This is a genomic window from Phycicoccus endophyticus, from assembly GCF_011326735.1.
Lineage (GTDB): Bacteria > Actinomycetota > Actinomycetes > Actinomycetales > Dermatophilaceae > Phycicoccus > Phycicoccus endophyticus.
Genome location: NZ_JAANCN010000009.1, coordinates 1 through 15980 on the forward strand (window position 1 = coordinate 1; position 15980 = coordinate 15980).

Below are 15980 nucleotides of genomic sequence, written 5' to 3' on the forward strand. Positions count from 1 at the left end.
CCGCCGTCGGCTCCGCCGTCGGCTCCGCCGTCGTGCTCGCCGGGGATGCCGGGCTCGCCGGCGCCGCTGTCGGCCGGACCTTCGGCGCCGCCGTCGGCTCCGCCGTCGTGCTCGCCGGGGATGCCGGGCTCGCCGGCGCCGCTGTCGGCCGGGCCCTCGGTCGGGTAGTCGCTCATCTGCTCACCCTTTCCGTCGGGGCGCCCTGGTGGCACCCGCTGACAGCCATTCCAGCAGGTCACCGACGCGTTGTGGGGGTTGGGTCCCGGCTGGGACCATGGGCACATGGCGCTCGAGGTGGAGCTGGCGGAGGTGCGGGACTTCCTCGCGCAGCACGAGCCGTTCGCCGGCCTGCCCGCGCCGGTGCTCGAGGACCTCCCCGCCCGGATGTCGATGCGGTACGTCCGGCGCGGGGCGCCGGTCATCGCCCGGGGGGAGGACAACCACCACCTGGTCCTCCTGCGCTCCGGGGCCGCGGACGTCCACGACGCCCAGGGCACCCTCGTGGACCGGGGGGAGGCGGGCACCTCCTTCGGCTCGATCACCCTGACACAGGGCAACCCCTCGACCTTCGCGGTCACTGCCATCGAGGACTGCCTGCTGCTCCTCCTGCCGGCCGAGGACTTCCACGCCCTGTGTCGCGCGCACCCGGACTTCGCCGCGTTCTTCGACGCCCAGCGCCGCCACCGGATGCAGGGGGCGGTCGCCGCGCTGCAGCTGTCCGCGTCGGGCACGGCGATCCTCAAGACGACGGTGCGCGAGCTCGTCGCGCGCGAGCCGGTGTCGGTGCCGTCGGCGACGAGCATCCGCGAGGCCGCGCGGGTCATGGCCGAGCAGCGCGTCTCCTCGGTGCTCGTCATGGAGCGAGGCCGGGTCGCGGGCATCCTCACCGACCGTGACCTGCGCACCCGCGTCGTCGCCGGTGGGGTCGACGCCTCGGCCCCGGTCGCCCAGGTGATGACGGCCGACCCGGTGACCACCTCGGTGGAGTCGCTGGCCTTCGAGGCGCTGCTGACGATGACGAGCCGGCACATCCACCACCTCCCGCTCGTCGACGCCGAGGGACGGGCCGCCGGGGTCGTCACGACGACCGACCTGCTGCGCCTCGAGGAGGCCAACCCGGTCTACCTCGCGGGGGACATCGTCAAGCAGCCCGACGTCGAGGGGGTCGCCCGCTCGGCCTCCCGGCTGCCCCGGGTCGTCCAGGGTCTCGTCGAGCAGGACGCCTCCGCCGACGACATCGGGCGGGTCGCCACCGCCGTCGGCGACGCCGTGGAGCGGCGCGTCATCGCGCTCGCCGAGGCCGAGCTCGGCCCGCCGCCCGTCCCTTACTGCTGGGTGGCGCTCGGTTCACGCGCCCGGCTGGAGCAGGCGCTGGCCTCCGACCAGGACACCGCGCTGCTCGTCGACGACGCCCTCGACGAGGACGGGCAGGCGTGGTTCGAGGCGCTCGCCGAGCGGGTCACCGAGGGGCTGGTCCGCTGCGGCTACCCGCGGTGCCGGGGCGAGGTGATGGCGACCAACCCCCGGTGGCGCAAGCCGGTCGCCGCGTGGGAGCGGGAGTTCTCCTCGTGGCTGAGCGCGCCGACGCCGGAGGCGGTGCTGCACTCCTCGATCTTCTTCGACATGCGCGCGGTCCACGGGCAGGAGGAGCTCCTCGTCCGGCTGCGGCGGCACGTGCTGCGGGCCACCCCCGGCGCGCAGACCTTCCTCGCCCACCTGGCGCGGCACGCCGGGGCCCACGAGCCGCCGCTGGGCTTCTTCCGGGGGTTCGTCCTGGAGAAGGCCGGCGAGCACCGGGACACCCTCGACATCAAGCGCGGCGGCATCCTGCCGGTCGTCGAGCTCGCCCGGGTGCACGCGCTCGCGGTCGGGTCCGCGGCCGTCAACACCCGGGCGCGGCTCGCGGCGGCGGCCGAGGGTGGCGCCCTGAGCGCCGAGCTCGCCGAGGACCTGCGCGACGCCTTCGAGTTCATCGGGTACGTCCGGCTGCGCCACCAGTCCGAGCAGGTGCGTGCCGGGCAGGTGAGCGACAACTTCGTCGCGCCGGACAGCCTCTCCAGCTTCGAGAAGCGCCACCTGCGCGAGGCCTTCGCGATCGTGCGGTTCGCCCAGCAGGCGCTCGGGCGGCGGTACCTGACCCAGTTCGTCTCGTGACCTGGCCGGGGCGCTCGGTGGCGGCTCGCCGGCGGCGCGCGGCCGGGCGTGCGGCCCCCGGCCCGCTGCGCGAGTACCTCGCCGTGCCGTCCCCGTCCCGCGAGACACCCCTGGAGGACCTGCCCCTTCTCGCGCTCGACCTCGAGACCACGGGGCTGGACCCCCGCTCGGACCGGGTGCTCTCGGCCGGCTGGGTGCCGGTCGACGGCGACCGCATCGTCCTCGGCGGGGCCCGCCGGCTGCTCGTCCGGGACGCCGGCGAGGTGGGGCAGAGCGCCACGGTCCACGGCATCACCGACGACGCGCTGGGGGCCGGGCGGCCCCTCGAGGAGGTCGTCGGCGAGCTGCTGGGCGCGCTCGCCGGCCGGGTGCTCCTGGCCCACTTCGCCCGGGTCGAGACGCGCTTCCTCGACGCCGCCTGCCGACGGTTCTGGGGTGCCCGGATGCCCGTCGAGGTCGTCGACACCCTGGAGCTGGAGCGTCGCCTGCTCCCCGGGGGCGGGGAGGCGCCGCAGGCACCGGGGGCGCTGCGGCTGTGGACCGCTCGCGCCCGTCGTGGGCTGCCGCTGTACTCGGCGCACGAGGCGCTGACCGACGCCCTCGCCTGCGCCGAGCTCTACCTGGCCCAGCGCAGCGAGCTCGAGCACGCCACCCCGGAACGGACGACGGCCCTCCGCCACGTCGTGGCGTGAGGGCCGGTCCTGCCCCGGAGAGGGCTAGATGATGCGGGGCGCGGAGGCCTGCGCGAGAGTGCGTGCCTCCTGCGCCGCGCGGACGAGGTCGTGGTCGACCCGGCCGTCGTAGCCACGGTCGGGGGCGTGCGCGGCACGCAGGTTGGCAGCGAGCGCGCGCGCCTTCTGGACGGAGAGCGTTGCGGCGTTCATGCCTCCATGATGACCCCGCAAACCATCCAGGACAACGTGACTTTGCTTCACTATCGCTAAGCAGAGCTTAAGATAGGTGGATGCTCGACCCGCACCGTCTCACCGTCTTTCGCGCCGTCGTCGCCAGCGGCTCGGTCCAGGCCGCTGCCGACAACCTCGGCCTGACCTCCTCGGCCGTCAGCCAGCACCTCGCGGCCCTCCAGCGGGAGACCGGGCTCACCCTCTTCCAGCGGTCGGGGCGGGGCATCGTCCCCACCGAGGCCGCGCTCGTCCTCGACGCCCGCAGCGACGAGCCGATGAGCCAGTGGGACCGGCTCGAGCGGGTCGTGGCGGACCTGCGGGACGGGCGGGCGGGGCAGCTCTCGATCGGCTACTTCGCCTCGGCCGGCTCGGCGTGGATGCCCCAGCTCGTGGCCCGCCTCCGGGCCGAGTACCCCGACCTCGTCCTCGAGCTGCGGCTCAACGAGGTCGAGCAGCGCGGGCCTCGGCCCGACCTCGACCTCGTCATCGACCCACCGGGCGCCCCGGTGCCCGCGGGGCTGCGCCGGGTCGAGCTCACCGTCGACCCGTTCGTCGCCGTGCTCCCCCGGGAGCACCCGCTCGCCGGCGCGGAGAGGATCGCCCTGACCGACCTGCGCGGTGAGACCTGGGTGAGCAACGACCACCCGAGCTCGGTCGGTCACCGGATCCTCGTCGCGGCCTGCGCGGCGGTCGGCCTGCGCCCCCGGTTCAGCGTCCAGGCCCAGGACCACCACACGGCGATCGGGTTCGTCGCCGCCGGTGTCGGGGTCTCGGTCATGCCGGGGCTCGCGGCGCGGGCGCTCCCGGCGGGCGTCGCCCGCGTCGAGATCGCGCCGCCGGCCCCGGTGCGCCACCTCTCGGCGGTGGTGCGTCCGCTCGGTGGCTCGGCCGCGCCGGTCGAGCGGGCCGTCCAGCTGCTCGAGGAGCTCATCGCCCGTCCCGAGCGCACCGCCGGTGACCCGTACGGGTCACCGGCGGGCGTCGGGTAGGGCAGCCGCTCGCGCTCAGGCGGGGCGCCCGCCGGCGGCCGCCTCGGCGCGCTCGTCCTCGGCTCGCTCCGCGGCGTCCTCGGCCTCGAGGTGGTCCAGGAGGCGCAGGCCCTCGACGTCGAGGTCGGGCAGCAGCCGGTCGAGCCAGCGCGGGATCCACCACGCCCGCTCCCCGAGCAGGTGCATGAGCGCCGGGGTCAGCGTCATCCGCACGACGAACGCGTCGATGAGGACGCCGACGGCGAGCCCGAAGCCGATCGGCCGGACCATGACCAGGTGGCTGAAGGCGAACCCGAGGAAGACCGACGTCATGATGACCGCCGCCGCGGTGACCACCCGCACGCCGTGGACGAACCCGGAGCGGACGGCGGAGCGGGCGTCCTCACCGTGGGCGCGGGACTCGTGCATGCCCGAGACGAGGAACATCTGGTAGTCCATCGCCAGGCCGAACAGGACGCCGATGAGGATGATCGGCATGAACGACAGCAGCGGCCCGGGCTGGGTGACCCCGAGGTAGTCGCCGAGCCAGCCCCACTGGTGCACCGCCACGGTGGCGCCGAACGCGGCGGCGACGGACAGCAGGAACCCGCCGGTGGCCACGAGGGGCACGACGAGCGAGCGGAACACGACGGTGAGGATGACCAGCGAGAGGCCGACGACGACGACGAGGTAGGTCGGCAGCGCGTTGCCGAGCCGGTCGGAGATCTCGATGTTCGCCACGGTCTGGCCGGTGAGCCCGATCTGCGTCCCGTCCTCCTGCTCGAGGTCCTCCGCCGCGCTGCGGATGCCGTCGATGGTGTCGGGGGTCTGCTCGTCGGCGGGGCCGGTGCTCGGGACGACCTGGAAGGCGAGCGTGTTCGTGTCGTCGCTGACGCCGAAGGGCACGACGCTCACGACGCCGTCGACGTCGGCCAGGGCGGTGGCGATCCGGGCCTGCTCGGAGAGCACCTGGGCGTCCGAGCGCGCCTCGTCCTGCTCGGGCAGCTCGGCCACGGCGACGACCGGGCCGTTCATCCCCGGGCCGAACTCGTCGGCCACCTCGGTGTAGGCGGCGTACGCGCTCGACCCGGTCGGCTCGCTGCCGCCGTCGGGCAGGCCGAGGCGCATGCTGAGCACCGGCACGGCGAGGACGCCGAGCAGCGCCACGACGCCGACGATGGTCAGCCAGTGGTGGCGGGTCACACCGGCGACGTACCAGCCGCCGTGCTCTTCGGGCCGGTCCTGCGCACCCTGGCGGCTGCTCGCGTCACCCGGCGTCGAGTACCCGGCCCGGCGCCAGCCCCGCCGGGAGATGACCCGCGTGCCCATGAGCCGCAGGACGGCCGGGCTGACCGTCACCGCGACGAGCACCGCGACCGCGACGGTGGCGGCGGCGACGACACCCATCTCGGCGAGGATCGGGATGCCCGAGAGGACGAGCGCGGCGAGCGCGATGACGACCGTGGAGCCGGCGAAGGTCACCGCGGAGCCGGCGGTGGCGACCGCGCGGGCCACCGAGCGCCGCAGCGGCATCCCGTGGAGGATGTTCGCCCGGTGCCGGTTGACGATGAACAGCGCGTAGTCGATGCCGACGGCGAGGCCGAGCATGAGGGCCAGGGCCGGCGTCGTGCTGTTCAGCTCGACGAGCGAGGTGAACGCCATGGCACCACCGAGCCCGACCCCGACGCCGAGCAGCGCGACGAGCAGCGGGAGACCGGCCGCGACGAGGCTGCCGAGGACGAAGACGAGCACGAGCAGCGCCACGGCGAGGCCGATGACCTCACCGGGGCCGATGAACTCCAGCTCCTGGGTGATCTCGACGCTGTAGGCCGGGGTGATGCCGGCCGCCTCGAGGATCGGGTCGCCGGTCTCGGGGATGCGCTCGCGGTCCTCGGCCGCGATCGACTGGGCGTTGTCGTCGAACTGGATCTGGACGACGGCGTAGCGGCCGTCCTCGCTGACCAGCCGGGTCGACGCCGAGGCCTGCTGGAGCGCCAGGCCGTCCTCGTACTGCTGCTGCCCGGCGTCCAGCTCGGCCTCGTTCTCGGTGATCTGCGTCTGCCCCTGCTCGATCTGGGCCTTGCCCTCGGCCACCTGGGCGCGCAGGGTCGGGATGCGCGGGTCCTGCGGGGCGGCGGCCTGCAGCTGCGCGAGCGCCTCCTCGGCCTGCTCGACCTGGGCCCGGGCGTCGGCGAGCTGGGAGCGCGCCTGCTCCAGCTGGGCCCGGCCCTGCTCGAGCTGCTTCTCGGACGCGGCCAGCTGGTCGGCGGAGGCGTCGATCTGCTCCTGGGTCTCGAAGGGGTCGGTCGCGCCCTCGACGTGCGGCAGCGACGTCCAGGCGTCGATCGCCTCGGCGACCGCCTTCTGCTGGGCGTCGGTGAAGGAGCCCGAGTCGCTCTCCAGGACGATCCGGCCCGACCCGCCGGCGGCGGCGGGGATCTCGGTGCCGAGCTGGTCGATCACCCGCTCGAACTCGGTGCCGGGGATCGAGATCTGGCTGGTCAGCGGGCGGCCGATGGTGCCGGCGAGAGCACCGGCGACGGCGAGGACGACGAGCCAGATGGCGAGCACGGGCCAGGCGTGCGCGGCGCACCAGCGCCCGAGGCGGTACAGGGCGGTGGACATGGTTCCTCCGGTCGGGGTGCAGGGGTCGGTCAGCGAGACCCGACGGCATCGCCGGCGTCGGGGAGCAGCGGGGTGGTGAGCAGGCGGACGGCGTCGGCGAAGCCGTCCTGGAAGCTCGGCGTCGGGGAGGGTGAGCCGTCGACGGCGTGCCGGGCCCAGACCCGCAGGGCCGCCTCGCCGGCGCCCACGGTGGCGCTCGCGATGGTGGCGACGTGCAGCTCGGAGAGCGTGGGCCCGAGGCGCTCGCGCAGCCAGCCCTCGAACCAGTCGAGCCAGGCGTGCAGCTCGCCGAGGATGAGCGCCCTGGCGTGCGGCGAGGCCTCACCCGCGGCGGCGAGGACGCCGATCCGCTCGACGAGCGCGAGGTCGGAGGGGCCCTGCACGACCGAGAGGAGGGCGTCGCGGACGGGGAGGGTCGCGGAGGTGGCCTCGAGCCGGCGGCTCAGCGAGGCGAAGAACTCGCTGACGCTCGCGGTGAGTACGGACTCCACGGAGGGGAAGTAGTTGAAGAAGGTGCGCCGGGAGACCCCGGCCCGGTCGGCGACCGCCTCCGCGGTGACCGCGTCGACCCCCTCGTCGTGGACGATCCGGTAGGCGGCCAGGGCGAGGGCCCGGCGGGTCTGCTCGCGCTTGCGGTCGCGCAGCGAGCCGGTCACGCAGCTCACTGGTCCAGGCACCCGTTCACCGTAGGCTGGCTTGCACGCCGGTGCAAATCTGCACCACGATGCAGTGGCGCCGGGTGGGCCCCGAGGCCCGACCCGGCCGGCCCGGCGGCGTGGGACGCTGGAGGCATGGAGAGCACCGCGGCCGAGCGGCGCGCCGAGGCACTGCTGAGGCTCGTGCGGGAGTCGGTCATCGGGGAGGACCACGTCATGCGCACGCCGTACGGCGCGCGGCGGGTCACCTACGCCGACTACACCGCCTCGGGTCGGGCGCTGTCCTTCGTCGAGGACTTCATCCGCGCCGAGGTCCTGCCCGCGTACGCCAACACCCACACCGAGTCCAGCGGGACGGGGCTGCAGACGACGCGGCTGCGCGAGGACGCCCGGCGGATCATCAAGGACGCGGTGCACGGCGACGACGACACCGTCGTCGTCTTCACCGGCTCGGGCTGCACCGGGGCGGTCGACAAGCTCGTCGGGCTGCTCGGCCTGCGGGTCCCGAGCGCGCTCGAGGACCGCTGGCAGCTCTCCGGGCAGATCCCGGCCGACGAGCGGCCCGTCGTGTTCATCGGGCCCTACGAGCACCACAGCAACGAGCTCCCGTGGCGCGAGACGGTCGCCGACGTCGTGACCATCCGCGAGGACGCCGACGGCCGGATCGACCAGGAGGACCTGCGTGCCCGGCTCGAGGAGCACGCCGGGCGGCCGCTGCTCGTGGGGTCCTTCAGCGCGGCGAGCAACGTCACGGGGATCGTCAGCGACACCTACGGCATCTCCGCCCTGCTGCACCGCCACGGGGCGCTCGCCTGCTGGGACTTCGCCGCCGCCGCGCCCTACGTCGACGTCGAGATGACGGCGCCGCCCGGCGCGGACCCGCTGGCCTACAAGGACGCCGTCTTCCTCTCACCGCACAAGCTCATCGGCGGCCCGTCCACCCCCGGGGTGCTCGCCGCCCGCCGCGAGCTGTTCGCCAACCGGGTCCCCGTCGTCCCCGGCGGCGGCACCGTCGCCTACGTCAACCCCGAGGAGCACGCCTACCTCTCCGACCCGGCCCACCGCGAGGAGGGCGGCACGCCGGCGATCGTCGAGTCGATCCGTGCCGGCCTGGTCTTCCAGCTCAAGGAGGCCGTCGGGGTCGAGACGATCCGCGCCCGGGAGGAGCGCTTCCTGCGCCGGGCGGTCACCGCGTGGCAGCAGGAGCCGGCCCTGGAGATCCTCGGCAACCTCGAGGCCCCCCGGCTGTCCATCGTCTCGTTCGTCGTGCGGGCGCCGAGTGGACGGCACCTGCACCACAACTACGTCGTCGCGCTGCTCAACGACCTCTTCGGCATCCAGTCCCGGGGCGGCTGCTCGTGCGCCGGCCCCTACGGCCACCGGCTGCTCGGGATCGACCTCGAGCGCAGCCACGCCTTCGAGCGCGAGATCACCGGCGGGTGCGAGGGGATCAAGCCGGGGTGGGTGCGGGTGAGCTTCAACTACTTCATCTCCGACACCGTCGCCGACTACGTCGTCGAGGCGGTGCGGATGGTGGCGCGTGACGGGTGGCGGCTGCTCGGCGACTACACCTTCGAGCCCGCGAGCGGTCTGTGGCGTCACCGCAGCGGTGTCGTCGAGCCACCGCTGCGCCTCGACGCGGTGCGCTACGGCGACGACGGCACCGTGACGATGCCGCGCTCGGACGCGACCGGCGGGGAGGAGATGCTCGCGGGGCACCTCGCGCAGGCGGCGCGCATCCTCGCCGCCGCCCGGCCTCCGGCCCTCGACGAGCACGACCGGCAGGTCTCCGCCGACTTCGAGCAGCTGCGGTGGTTCGACCTGCCGGTGGGCGGTGTGACCCCCGGCTGAGCGGGCCCAGCGCGGGCCGGTGCCGGCTCAGCCCTCGACGTCGTCCCCGTCGGCGAGGCGCTCGACGAGCGGGACGAGGTCGGCGACCGAGTCCAGCACCCGCGTCGGCCGGTAGGGGAACTGCTCGACCTCGGCCGCGCCGGTCGAGCCGCTGAGGACGAGCACGGTGCGCAGCCCGGCCTCGAGGCCGCTGACGATGTCGGTGTCCATCCGGTCCCCGACCATGACCGTCGTCTCCGAGTGCGCCTCGAGGCGGTTGAGCGCGCTGCGCATCATCAGCGGGTTCGGCTTGCCGACGAAGTACGGGCGGCGGCGGGTCGCCGTGCTGATCAGGGCGGCGACCGACCCGGTCGCCGGCAGGGTGCCCTGGGCCGAGGGGCCGCTCGGGTCCGGGTTGGTCGCGATGAACCGGGCGCCGGCCTCGATGAGCCGGATCGCCGTCGTGATCGCCTCGAAGGAGTACGTCCGGGTCTCGCCGAGGACGACGTAGTCGGGGTCGCGGTCGGTGAGGACGTAGCCGATGTCGTGGAGGGCGGTGGTCAGCCCGGCCTCGCCGACGGCGAACGCCGACCCGCCCGGCCGCTGTTCGGCGAGGAAGTCCGCCGTCGCCAGCGCCGAGGTCCAGATCGACTCCTCGGGGACGTCGATACCGCTGCGGCCCAGACGGGCCCGCAGGTCTCGAGGGGTGAAGATCGAGTTGTTCGTCAGGACGAGGAAGGGCCGCCCGCTCGAGCGCAGCGCGGCGACGAACTCCGCGGCCCCGGGAATGGGGTCCTCCTCGTGGACGAGCACGCCGTCCATGTCGGTCAGCCAGGTCTCGACCGGTCGCGCAGGGGTCATGCGGTCATCATGGCGGGTCCGCGTAGCCTCGCGCGCATGACCCACGACGCGACGCACCCCGCCTCCGGCGTCCGCCCGGCGGTGCCCGAGGACGTCCCCCACATCCTCCGGCTCGTCCGGGACCTCGCCGAGTACGAGCGCGAGCCGGACGCGGTCGAGGCCACCGAGGAGCACGTGCGGACCGCGCTGTTCCCCGAGCAGGGCACGCCGACGACCTTCGCCCACGTCGCCGAGGTCGACGGCGAGGTCGTGGGGATGGCGGTCTGGTTCCTCACGTACTCGACGTGGACCGGGCGCAACGGGATCTGGCTCGAGGACCTCTACGTCGACCCGGTGCGCCGGGAGAGCGGTCTGGGCCGGGCGCTGCTGGCCGCGCTCGCCCGGGTCTGCCGCGAGCGCGGCTACCGGCGGCTGGAGTGGTGGGTGCTCGACTGGAACACTCCGAGCATCGGGTTCTACGAGTCGCTCGGGGCGGTCGCCCAGGGGGAGTGGACGACCTACCGGCTCGACGGTGCCGCCCTCACCGCCCTCGCCGGCTGAGGCTCACCCGCGCGGGACTCGCTCCTCGAGCTCGGCGAGCCACGCGGCGGCGGCGGCGTCCGAGGGCATCCGCCAGTCCCCCCGGGGGGAGAGCGAGCCCCCCGCGACGACCTTGGGCCCGTTGGGCAGCGCCGAGCGCTTGAACTGGCTGGCGAAGAACCGCCGCAGGAAGACCTCGAGCCACTGCCGGATCTCGGGCAGGGCGTACGCGGTGCGCTCGCGCTCGGGGTAGCCGGCCGGCCAGGCGCCGGAGCCGGCGTCCCGCCACGCGTGCTCGGCGAGGAAGGCGATCCGGCTCGGCCGGCACCCGCGGCGCAGGACGTGGAAGAGGGTGAAGTCGTGCAGGGCGTAAGGGCCGATCGTGTCCTGCGTGGACTGGATGGGCGCCCCCTCGCTCGCCGGGACGAGCTCGGGGCTGATCTCGGTGTCGAGGATGCCGAGGAGGGTCTGCCCGACCTGCGCGTCACCGAGCTCGCCGGAGGCGACGACCCAGCGGATCAGGTGCTGGACCAGCGTCTTGGGCACACCGGCGTTGACGCCGTAGTGCGACATCTGGTCGCCGACGCCGTAGGTGCACCAGCCCAGGGCCAGCTCGCTGAGGTCGCCGGTGCCGAGGACGATGCCCCCGCGGTGGTTCGCGGTCCGGAAGAGCACGTCGGTGCGCAGCCCGGCCTGGACGTTCTCGAACGTCACGTCGTAGACCGGCTCGCCGTCGCCGGCCGGATGGTGCAGGTCGCGCAGCAGCTGGGTGGCCAGCGGGCGGATGTCGACTTCCTCCCACTCGATCCCCAGACCGTCCATGAGCCGCACGGCGTTGCCCCGCGTCTCCTCGCTCGTCGCGAATCCGGGCATCGTCAGGCCGAGGACGTGCTCGCGCGGCAGGCCCAGCCGGTCGCACGCCTTGACCGCGACGATGAGCGCGTGGGTGGAGTCCAGCCCGCCGGAGACGCCGATGACGATCCGCGGTGCCCGGGCCGGGTCCCCGCGGCCGATGGCGCGCAGCCGCTGCTCGAGCCCCGAGACCTGGATGTTGTAGGCCTCGTAGCAGTCCAGGGCCAGGCGGGCCTCGTCGTCGGGGACGAAGGGGAAGCGGTCGACGGTGCGTCGCAGCCCGAGGTCGCCGGTGGGCGCCTTGACCCGGAAAGGCACGACCCGGAAGCCGGCGTCGTCGGCGGAGTAGGCACGCGCGGTGTCGTCGAAGGAGCCCTGGCGCATCCGCTCCTGGCGCAGACGGTCGAGGTCGACGTCGACGACGGTGCGCCGGGGGCCGTCGGGGAAGCGCTCGGACTGCCCGAGCAGGTCGCCGAGCTCGTAGGCCATCGTCATGCCGTCCCAGGACAGGTCGGTGCTCGACTCGCCGGCGCTCGCGGCGGCGTAGAGGTAGGCGGCGTCGCACCTGGCGCTCGCGCTGCGCGCGAGGAGGTGACGGTCCTCGGCGCGGCCCACGGTGATCGGCGAGGCGGACAGGTTGAGCAGCACCGTCGCGCCCGCCAGCGCTGCCTCGTGGCTCGGCGGGACCGGAACCCACAGGTCCTCGCAGACCTCCGCGTGGACGACGAGCCCGTCGAGGTCCTCGGCGGTGAAGAGCAGGTCCGGGCCGAACGGGATCTCGCCGTCGACGTCGGCGCCGGGCCACTGCGGCCGGACGAGGAACTGGCCCTGCTGACCCGCCCCGGAGGCGAACCATCGCTTCTCGTAGAACTCCCGGTAGTTCGGCAGGTACACCTTCGGCGCCACCCCGAGCACCTCTCCGCGATGGATGACGACCGCGCAGTTGAACAGCCGGTTGCCGTGGCGCAGCGGGGCGCCGAGCACGACGAGCGGCGTGAGCGTGGCGGTGGCGCGGGCGACGGCACGGACCGCCTCGTCGACGGCGTCGAGGAGGACGTCCTGGAGGAAGAGGTCATCGAGGGCGTACCCGGAGAGGGACAGCTCGGGGAAGAGGGCCACCGCGACGCCGTCCTCGTGGCACGCCCGCACCTGCTCGACGACGCGCCGGGCGTTCTCGGCCGGGTCGGCCAGGGCGACCGGCAGGGTGCAGGCCGCGGCCCGCGCGAACCCCTGGGCGTAGACGTTCCGGAAGTCCATGCCGTTCAGGCTAGTCGGCGGCGGCGCCGGCCGGCCGCGTCAGTCGGCGAGGACGACCGCCTGCATGAACCTCGACGCGGACTCGACGAGGTCCTCGAGGGAGGCGTCCTCGGGGGTCTCCAGAGCGCGCAGGGCGACCTCGTTGAGGCCTCCGACGACGCAGACCGCCTCGAGGTGGGTGAGCCGGCGCACGGAGGTGCCCGCCGCGCGTGCCTGGTCGAGCATCCGCAGGAGGGTCTCGGCGTGCCGGTCGACGACCTCCTGGCGGGCCGCCACCCCGCGCTCGCCGATCGTCGTGACGTCGACGACGTGGGCACGCCCGAGCACCCGGTCCTCGGTGACGAAGGTGAGGAAGGCGCGGGCGGCGTCGTGCAGCTGCACGGTGGCCGGGGTGGCGCCGGGGCTCAGCGCGGCGTCGACGGCGGCCATGAGCTCGTTGCTGCGCGCGTGGTAGAGGGCGAGGAAGCACTCCTCCTTGTCGGCGAAGTGCTCGTAGAAGGTGCGCTTGGAGGTGCCGGCCAGGCGCGCGATGTCGGCGATCGTGCTCGCGGCGAGCCCCTTGCGCGCGACCGCCTCCGCCAGGCCCGCCGTCAGCCGCTCACGCACCGGCGTCGACCGGTCGGCCGGCGCGGTGACGGTGCTCCGAGTGGCGGTGTCCATGGCGGTACCGTACAGTACCACCGATCCGGTACCGCTGGGTACCGCCGTCCCCGTCCGTCCTCCCGAGGAGTCCTCCGTGCAGCTCGTCGCCGACGAGGTGACCGTCGCCGGCACCCGTAGCCCGCTCGTGCGCCCCACGTCGTTCACCGCGCCTCCGGCCCGGGTCACCCCCGTCGCCGGAGACCCCGGCTACGGCCAGGTCGCGCTCGCCCTGGCCCTCGCGGGCCGGATGCCGCTCGCCGCGGGCAGCGTCCTCCTCGACGGTGTCGCCGACCCCCGCCTCCTGCAGCGGCACGTCGCGCTCGTCGACGTCCCCGAGGTCTCCGCGCCCGAGGACGGGCTCGCGCTGCACCACGTCGTCGCCGAGGAGCTCGCGTTCGCCGGGCGCCCCTCGGGACGAGACGCCGTCGCCGAGTTCCTCCGGCGCCACGGGGTGCTCGCCGCGGCGGGCGAGCCGTTCGAGCGGCTCGCGCCCGAGGAGCGCGTGCGGGTGCTCACCTCCGCCGCGGCCGAGCGGGCGGCCACCCGGGTGCTCGTCGTGACCAACCCCGACCGCCGCGGAGGCGACCCCACCCGGTGGTGGCCCCTGCTCACCGAGCACGCCGCCGACGGGCTCACCGTCGTCGTCCAGCTCACCCACGCGACGATGCGCCAGCTCGGCCTGCCGGTCGGCGCCGAGCTCGGCTCGACGGACGTGGTGGCGGCGTGACCGCGCTCCGGCTCGCGCTCACCGAGCTGCGGCGCATCGCTGCCAGCCGGGTCGGGCGCCTCGCCCTGGTCGCCATGGTCCTCGTCCCCTCGATCTACGGAGGGCTCTACCTCTACGCCAACGACGACCCCTACGGGCGGCTCAGCGAGGTGCCCGCCGCGCTCGTCGTCGAGGACGAGGGCACGACCCTCTCCGGCGGTGAGCGCCTGGAGGTCGGCGACCAGGTGGCCGACGAGCTGCTCGAGGCCCGCACCTTCGACTGGGCACGGGTCGCGCGCGAGCGGGCCGAGACGGGCCTCGAGGACGGCGACTACGACCTCGTCCTCGTCCTGCCCGCGCAGTTCTCGGCCGACCTCGCGAGCAGCGCGACGAACCACCCCCGGCAGGCGACCCTGGAGATCCGCACCAACGACGCGAACAACTACCTCGCGCGCACCATCGCCAACACCCTCGTCAGCCAGGTGACCGCCTCGGTCGCCGAACAGGTGAGCAGCACCGCGGCCAGCCGCTTCCTCGAGGGGTTCGCCGACATCCACGCCGAGGTGTCCGACGCCGCCGACGGAGCCGTCCAGCTCGCGAAGGGGGCCTCCTCGGCGCACGACGGCGCCGGCACCCTCGCGACCGGAGCCGACCGGCTCGTCGGCGGCCAGGAACAGCTGGCCTCCGGAGCGGACGACCTCGCCGACGGCGCCGACGACCTCGCCGACGGGCTGGCCACCCTGCGCTCGAGCACCACCGAGCTGCCGAGCCAGACCCGCGAGCTCGCCGACGGCGCACGGCAGGTGGCGCAGGGCGACGCCGAGGTGGCGGCGGCGGGACGGCAGGTCGCCGACGCCACCGACGACCTGCTCGCCGACCTGAAGCAGACCCGTAGCCGGCTCGCGCAGGACCTGCAGGACGCGGGCCTGACGCCGGAGCAGCGCACGGCCGTCCTCGAGCGGGTGGACGCCCTCTCCGGGCCGGTCGAGGAGGCCAACGCCCGCGTGCAGTCCACCGCCGACGACCTCGACACGCTCTCCGAGGGCGCCGACCAGGTCGCCGACGGTGCCGAGCGGCTGGCCGCGGCCGCGCCCGAGCTGACCGACGGCATCGCCCGGGCGGCCGACGGCAGCACCCAGCTCTCCTCCGGTGCCCGGCGGCTGGCGGACGGCGAGCAGGACGCGCTCTCGGGGTCGCGCCGGCTCGCCTCCGGGGCCCACGACCTCGACGACGGGCTGGACGAGCTGTCCTCGGGTGCCTCGACGCTGGCCGACGGGCTGGCCGAGGGCGTCCGCGACATCCCCGACCCCTCGGCGAAGCAGCGGCGGGCGATGGCCGAGACCATCGGCAGCCCGGTGGCCGTCGACCGGGACGCCGAGGCGGCGGCCGGCAGCTACGGCGCGGGCCTCGCCCCGTTCTTCATGAGCCTCGCCCTGTGGATCGGCGGGTTCGTCCTCTTCACCCGGATGCGGGCCCTGTCCACCCGGGCCCTCGCGGCCGGCCAGCCGGCCTGGCGGGTGGCCCTCGGCGGCTGGCTCGGGCCGGCCCTGCTCGGGGCGGCGCAGGCGGTCGTCGCGTTCGGTGTCGTCGCCCTCGGCGTCGGCATCGACGTCGCGCACCCCGTCCTGCTCGTGCTGTTCATGGTCGGGGTCTCGGCGGCCTTCCTCGCCGTCATCCACGTCCTCATGGCGCGCTTCGGCGTCGTCGGGCAGTTCCTCGCGCTCGTCCTCATGGTGCTGCAGCTCGTGAGCGCGGGGGGCACCTTCCCGTGGCAGACGCTGCCTGGGCCGCTGCACCCGCTGCACCACGCCCTGCCGATGTCCTACGCCGTCGACGGGGTGCGCCGGCTGATGTACGGCGGCCCGCTGCCCCAGCTGGCCCTCGACGTGGCCGTGATCGGTGGCTGGGCCCTGGGCGCCCTCGCGCTCGCGACGCTGGCAGCGCGGCGGGCCGGGACGTGGACGGCCTCCCGGGTCAAGCCCGAGCTGGCCGCCTGAGAGGCGGG

Annotated in this window: 13 protein-coding genes; 7 read left to right on the forward strand and 6 right to left on the reverse strand. The window is 74.6% G+C overall.

The genetic code is table 11. The features are described from left to right. Window positions 1-282 precede the first annotated feature (282 nt). Both G8D98_RS10790 and G8D98_RS10795 read left to right on the forward strand, forming a co-directional pair. The gene (locus G8D98_RS10790) at window positions 283-2154 is read left to right on the forward strand and encodes a putative nucleotidyltransferase substrate binding domain-containing protein (protein WP_166102879.1); all 1872 of its coding nucleotides are present in this window, start codon (window positions 283-285) and stop codon (window positions 2152-2154) included. After that, entirely contained in the window at window positions 2151-2846 is a 696-nt protein-coding gene (locus G8D98_RS10795) for an exonuclease domain-containing protein (protein ID WP_166102882.1), read from the forward strand. The genes G8D98_RS10790 and G8D98_RS10795 overlap by 4 nt, the downstream gene beginning before the upstream one ends. Before the next feature lie 24 nt (window positions 2847-2870). Here G8D98_RS10795 and G8D98_RS10800 read toward each other — a convergent pair whose 3' ends face one another. Further along, on the reverse strand, window positions 2871-3038 hold the full coding sequence (locus tag G8D98_RS10800) for a hypothetical protein (protein WP_166102884.1): 168 nt from the start codon (window positions 3036-3038) through the stop codon (window positions 2871-2873). A gap of 80 nt (window positions 3039-3118) precedes the next feature. Between G8D98_RS10800 and G8D98_RS10805 the strand changes: the two genes are divergently transcribed. Next, entirely contained in the window at window positions 3119-4048 is a 930-nt protein-coding gene (locus G8D98_RS10805; protein WP_166102887.1) for a LysR family transcriptional regulator, read from the forward strand. Between the two features lie 15 nt (window positions 4049-4063). On the opposite strand, the gene G8D98_RS10810 is transcribed toward G8D98_RS10805, so the two are convergent. Next, on the reverse strand, window positions 4064-6652 hold the full coding sequence (locus tag G8D98_RS10810; protein WP_166102890.1) for an MMPL family transporter: 2589 nt from the start codon (window positions 6650-6652) through the stop codon (window positions 4064-4066). A gap of 29 nt (window positions 6653-6681) precedes the next feature. Then, window positions 6682-7329 carry a TetR/AcrR family transcriptional regulator gene (locus G8D98_RS15360; RefSeq protein ID WP_187566631.1) on the reverse strand — a complete coding sequence of 216 codons (648 nt, stop codon included), beginning with the start codon at window positions 7327-7329 and terminating at the stop codon, window positions 6682-6684. Between the two features lie 114 nt (window positions 7330-7443). Here G8D98_RS15360 and G8D98_RS10820 point away from each other — a divergent pair, with 114 nt between their 5' ends. Further along, on the forward strand, window positions 7444-9159 hold the full coding sequence (locus G8D98_RS10820) for an aminotransferase class V-fold PLP-dependent enzyme (RefSeq protein ID WP_166102893.1): 1716 nt from the start codon (window positions 7444-7446) through the stop codon (window positions 9157-9159). A gap of 27 nt (window positions 9160-9186) precedes the next feature. Here G8D98_RS10820 and G8D98_RS10825 read toward each other — a convergent pair whose 3' ends face one another. Beyond that, entirely contained in the window at window positions 9187-9999 is an 813-nt protein-coding gene (locus G8D98_RS10825) for an HAD-IIA family hydrolase (protein WP_166102896.1), read from the reverse strand. 36 nt (window positions 10000-10035) lie between these two features. Here G8D98_RS10825 and G8D98_RS10830 point away from each other — a divergent pair, with 36 nt between their 5' ends. Next, entirely contained in the window at window positions 10036-10539 is a 504-nt protein-coding gene (locus G8D98_RS10830) for a GNAT family N-acetyltransferase (protein ID WP_166102898.1), read from the forward strand. A gap of 3 nt (window positions 10540-10542) precedes the next feature. Here the strand turns inward: G8D98_RS10830 and G8D98_RS10835 are convergent, their stop codons facing one another. After that, a complete protein-coding gene (locus tag G8D98_RS10835; RefSeq protein ID WP_166102901.1) occupies window positions 10543-12627 on the reverse strand; it encodes an NAD(+) synthase in 2085 nt (694 codons plus the stop codon). Between the two features lie 39 nt (window positions 12628-12666). Then, window positions 12667-13287 (reverse strand): TetR/AcrR family transcriptional regulator, encoded by a 621-nt coding sequence (locus G8D98_RS10840; protein ID WP_166102903.1) that lies wholly within the window; start codon window positions 13285-13287, stop codon window positions 12667-12669. A 76-nt stretch (window positions 13288-13363) separates the two neighbouring features. Between G8D98_RS10840 and G8D98_RS10845 the strand changes: the two genes are divergently transcribed. Together G8D98_RS10845 and G8D98_RS10850 are read left to right on the forward strand one after the other, a co-directional pair. Then, window positions 13364-13996 (forward strand): ATP-binding cassette domain-containing protein, encoded by a 633-nt coding sequence (locus tag G8D98_RS10845; RefSeq protein ID WP_166102906.1) that lies wholly within the window; start codon window positions 13364-13366, stop codon window positions 13994-13996. Continuing rightward, window positions 13993-15972 (forward strand): YhgE/Pip domain-containing protein, encoded by a 1980-nt coding sequence (locus tag G8D98_RS10850; RefSeq protein ID WP_166102909.1) that lies wholly within the window; start codon window positions 13993-13995, stop codon window positions 15970-15972. The genes G8D98_RS10845 and G8D98_RS10850 overlap by 4 nt, the downstream gene beginning before the upstream one ends. Window positions 15973-15980: the final 8 nt, after the last annotated feature.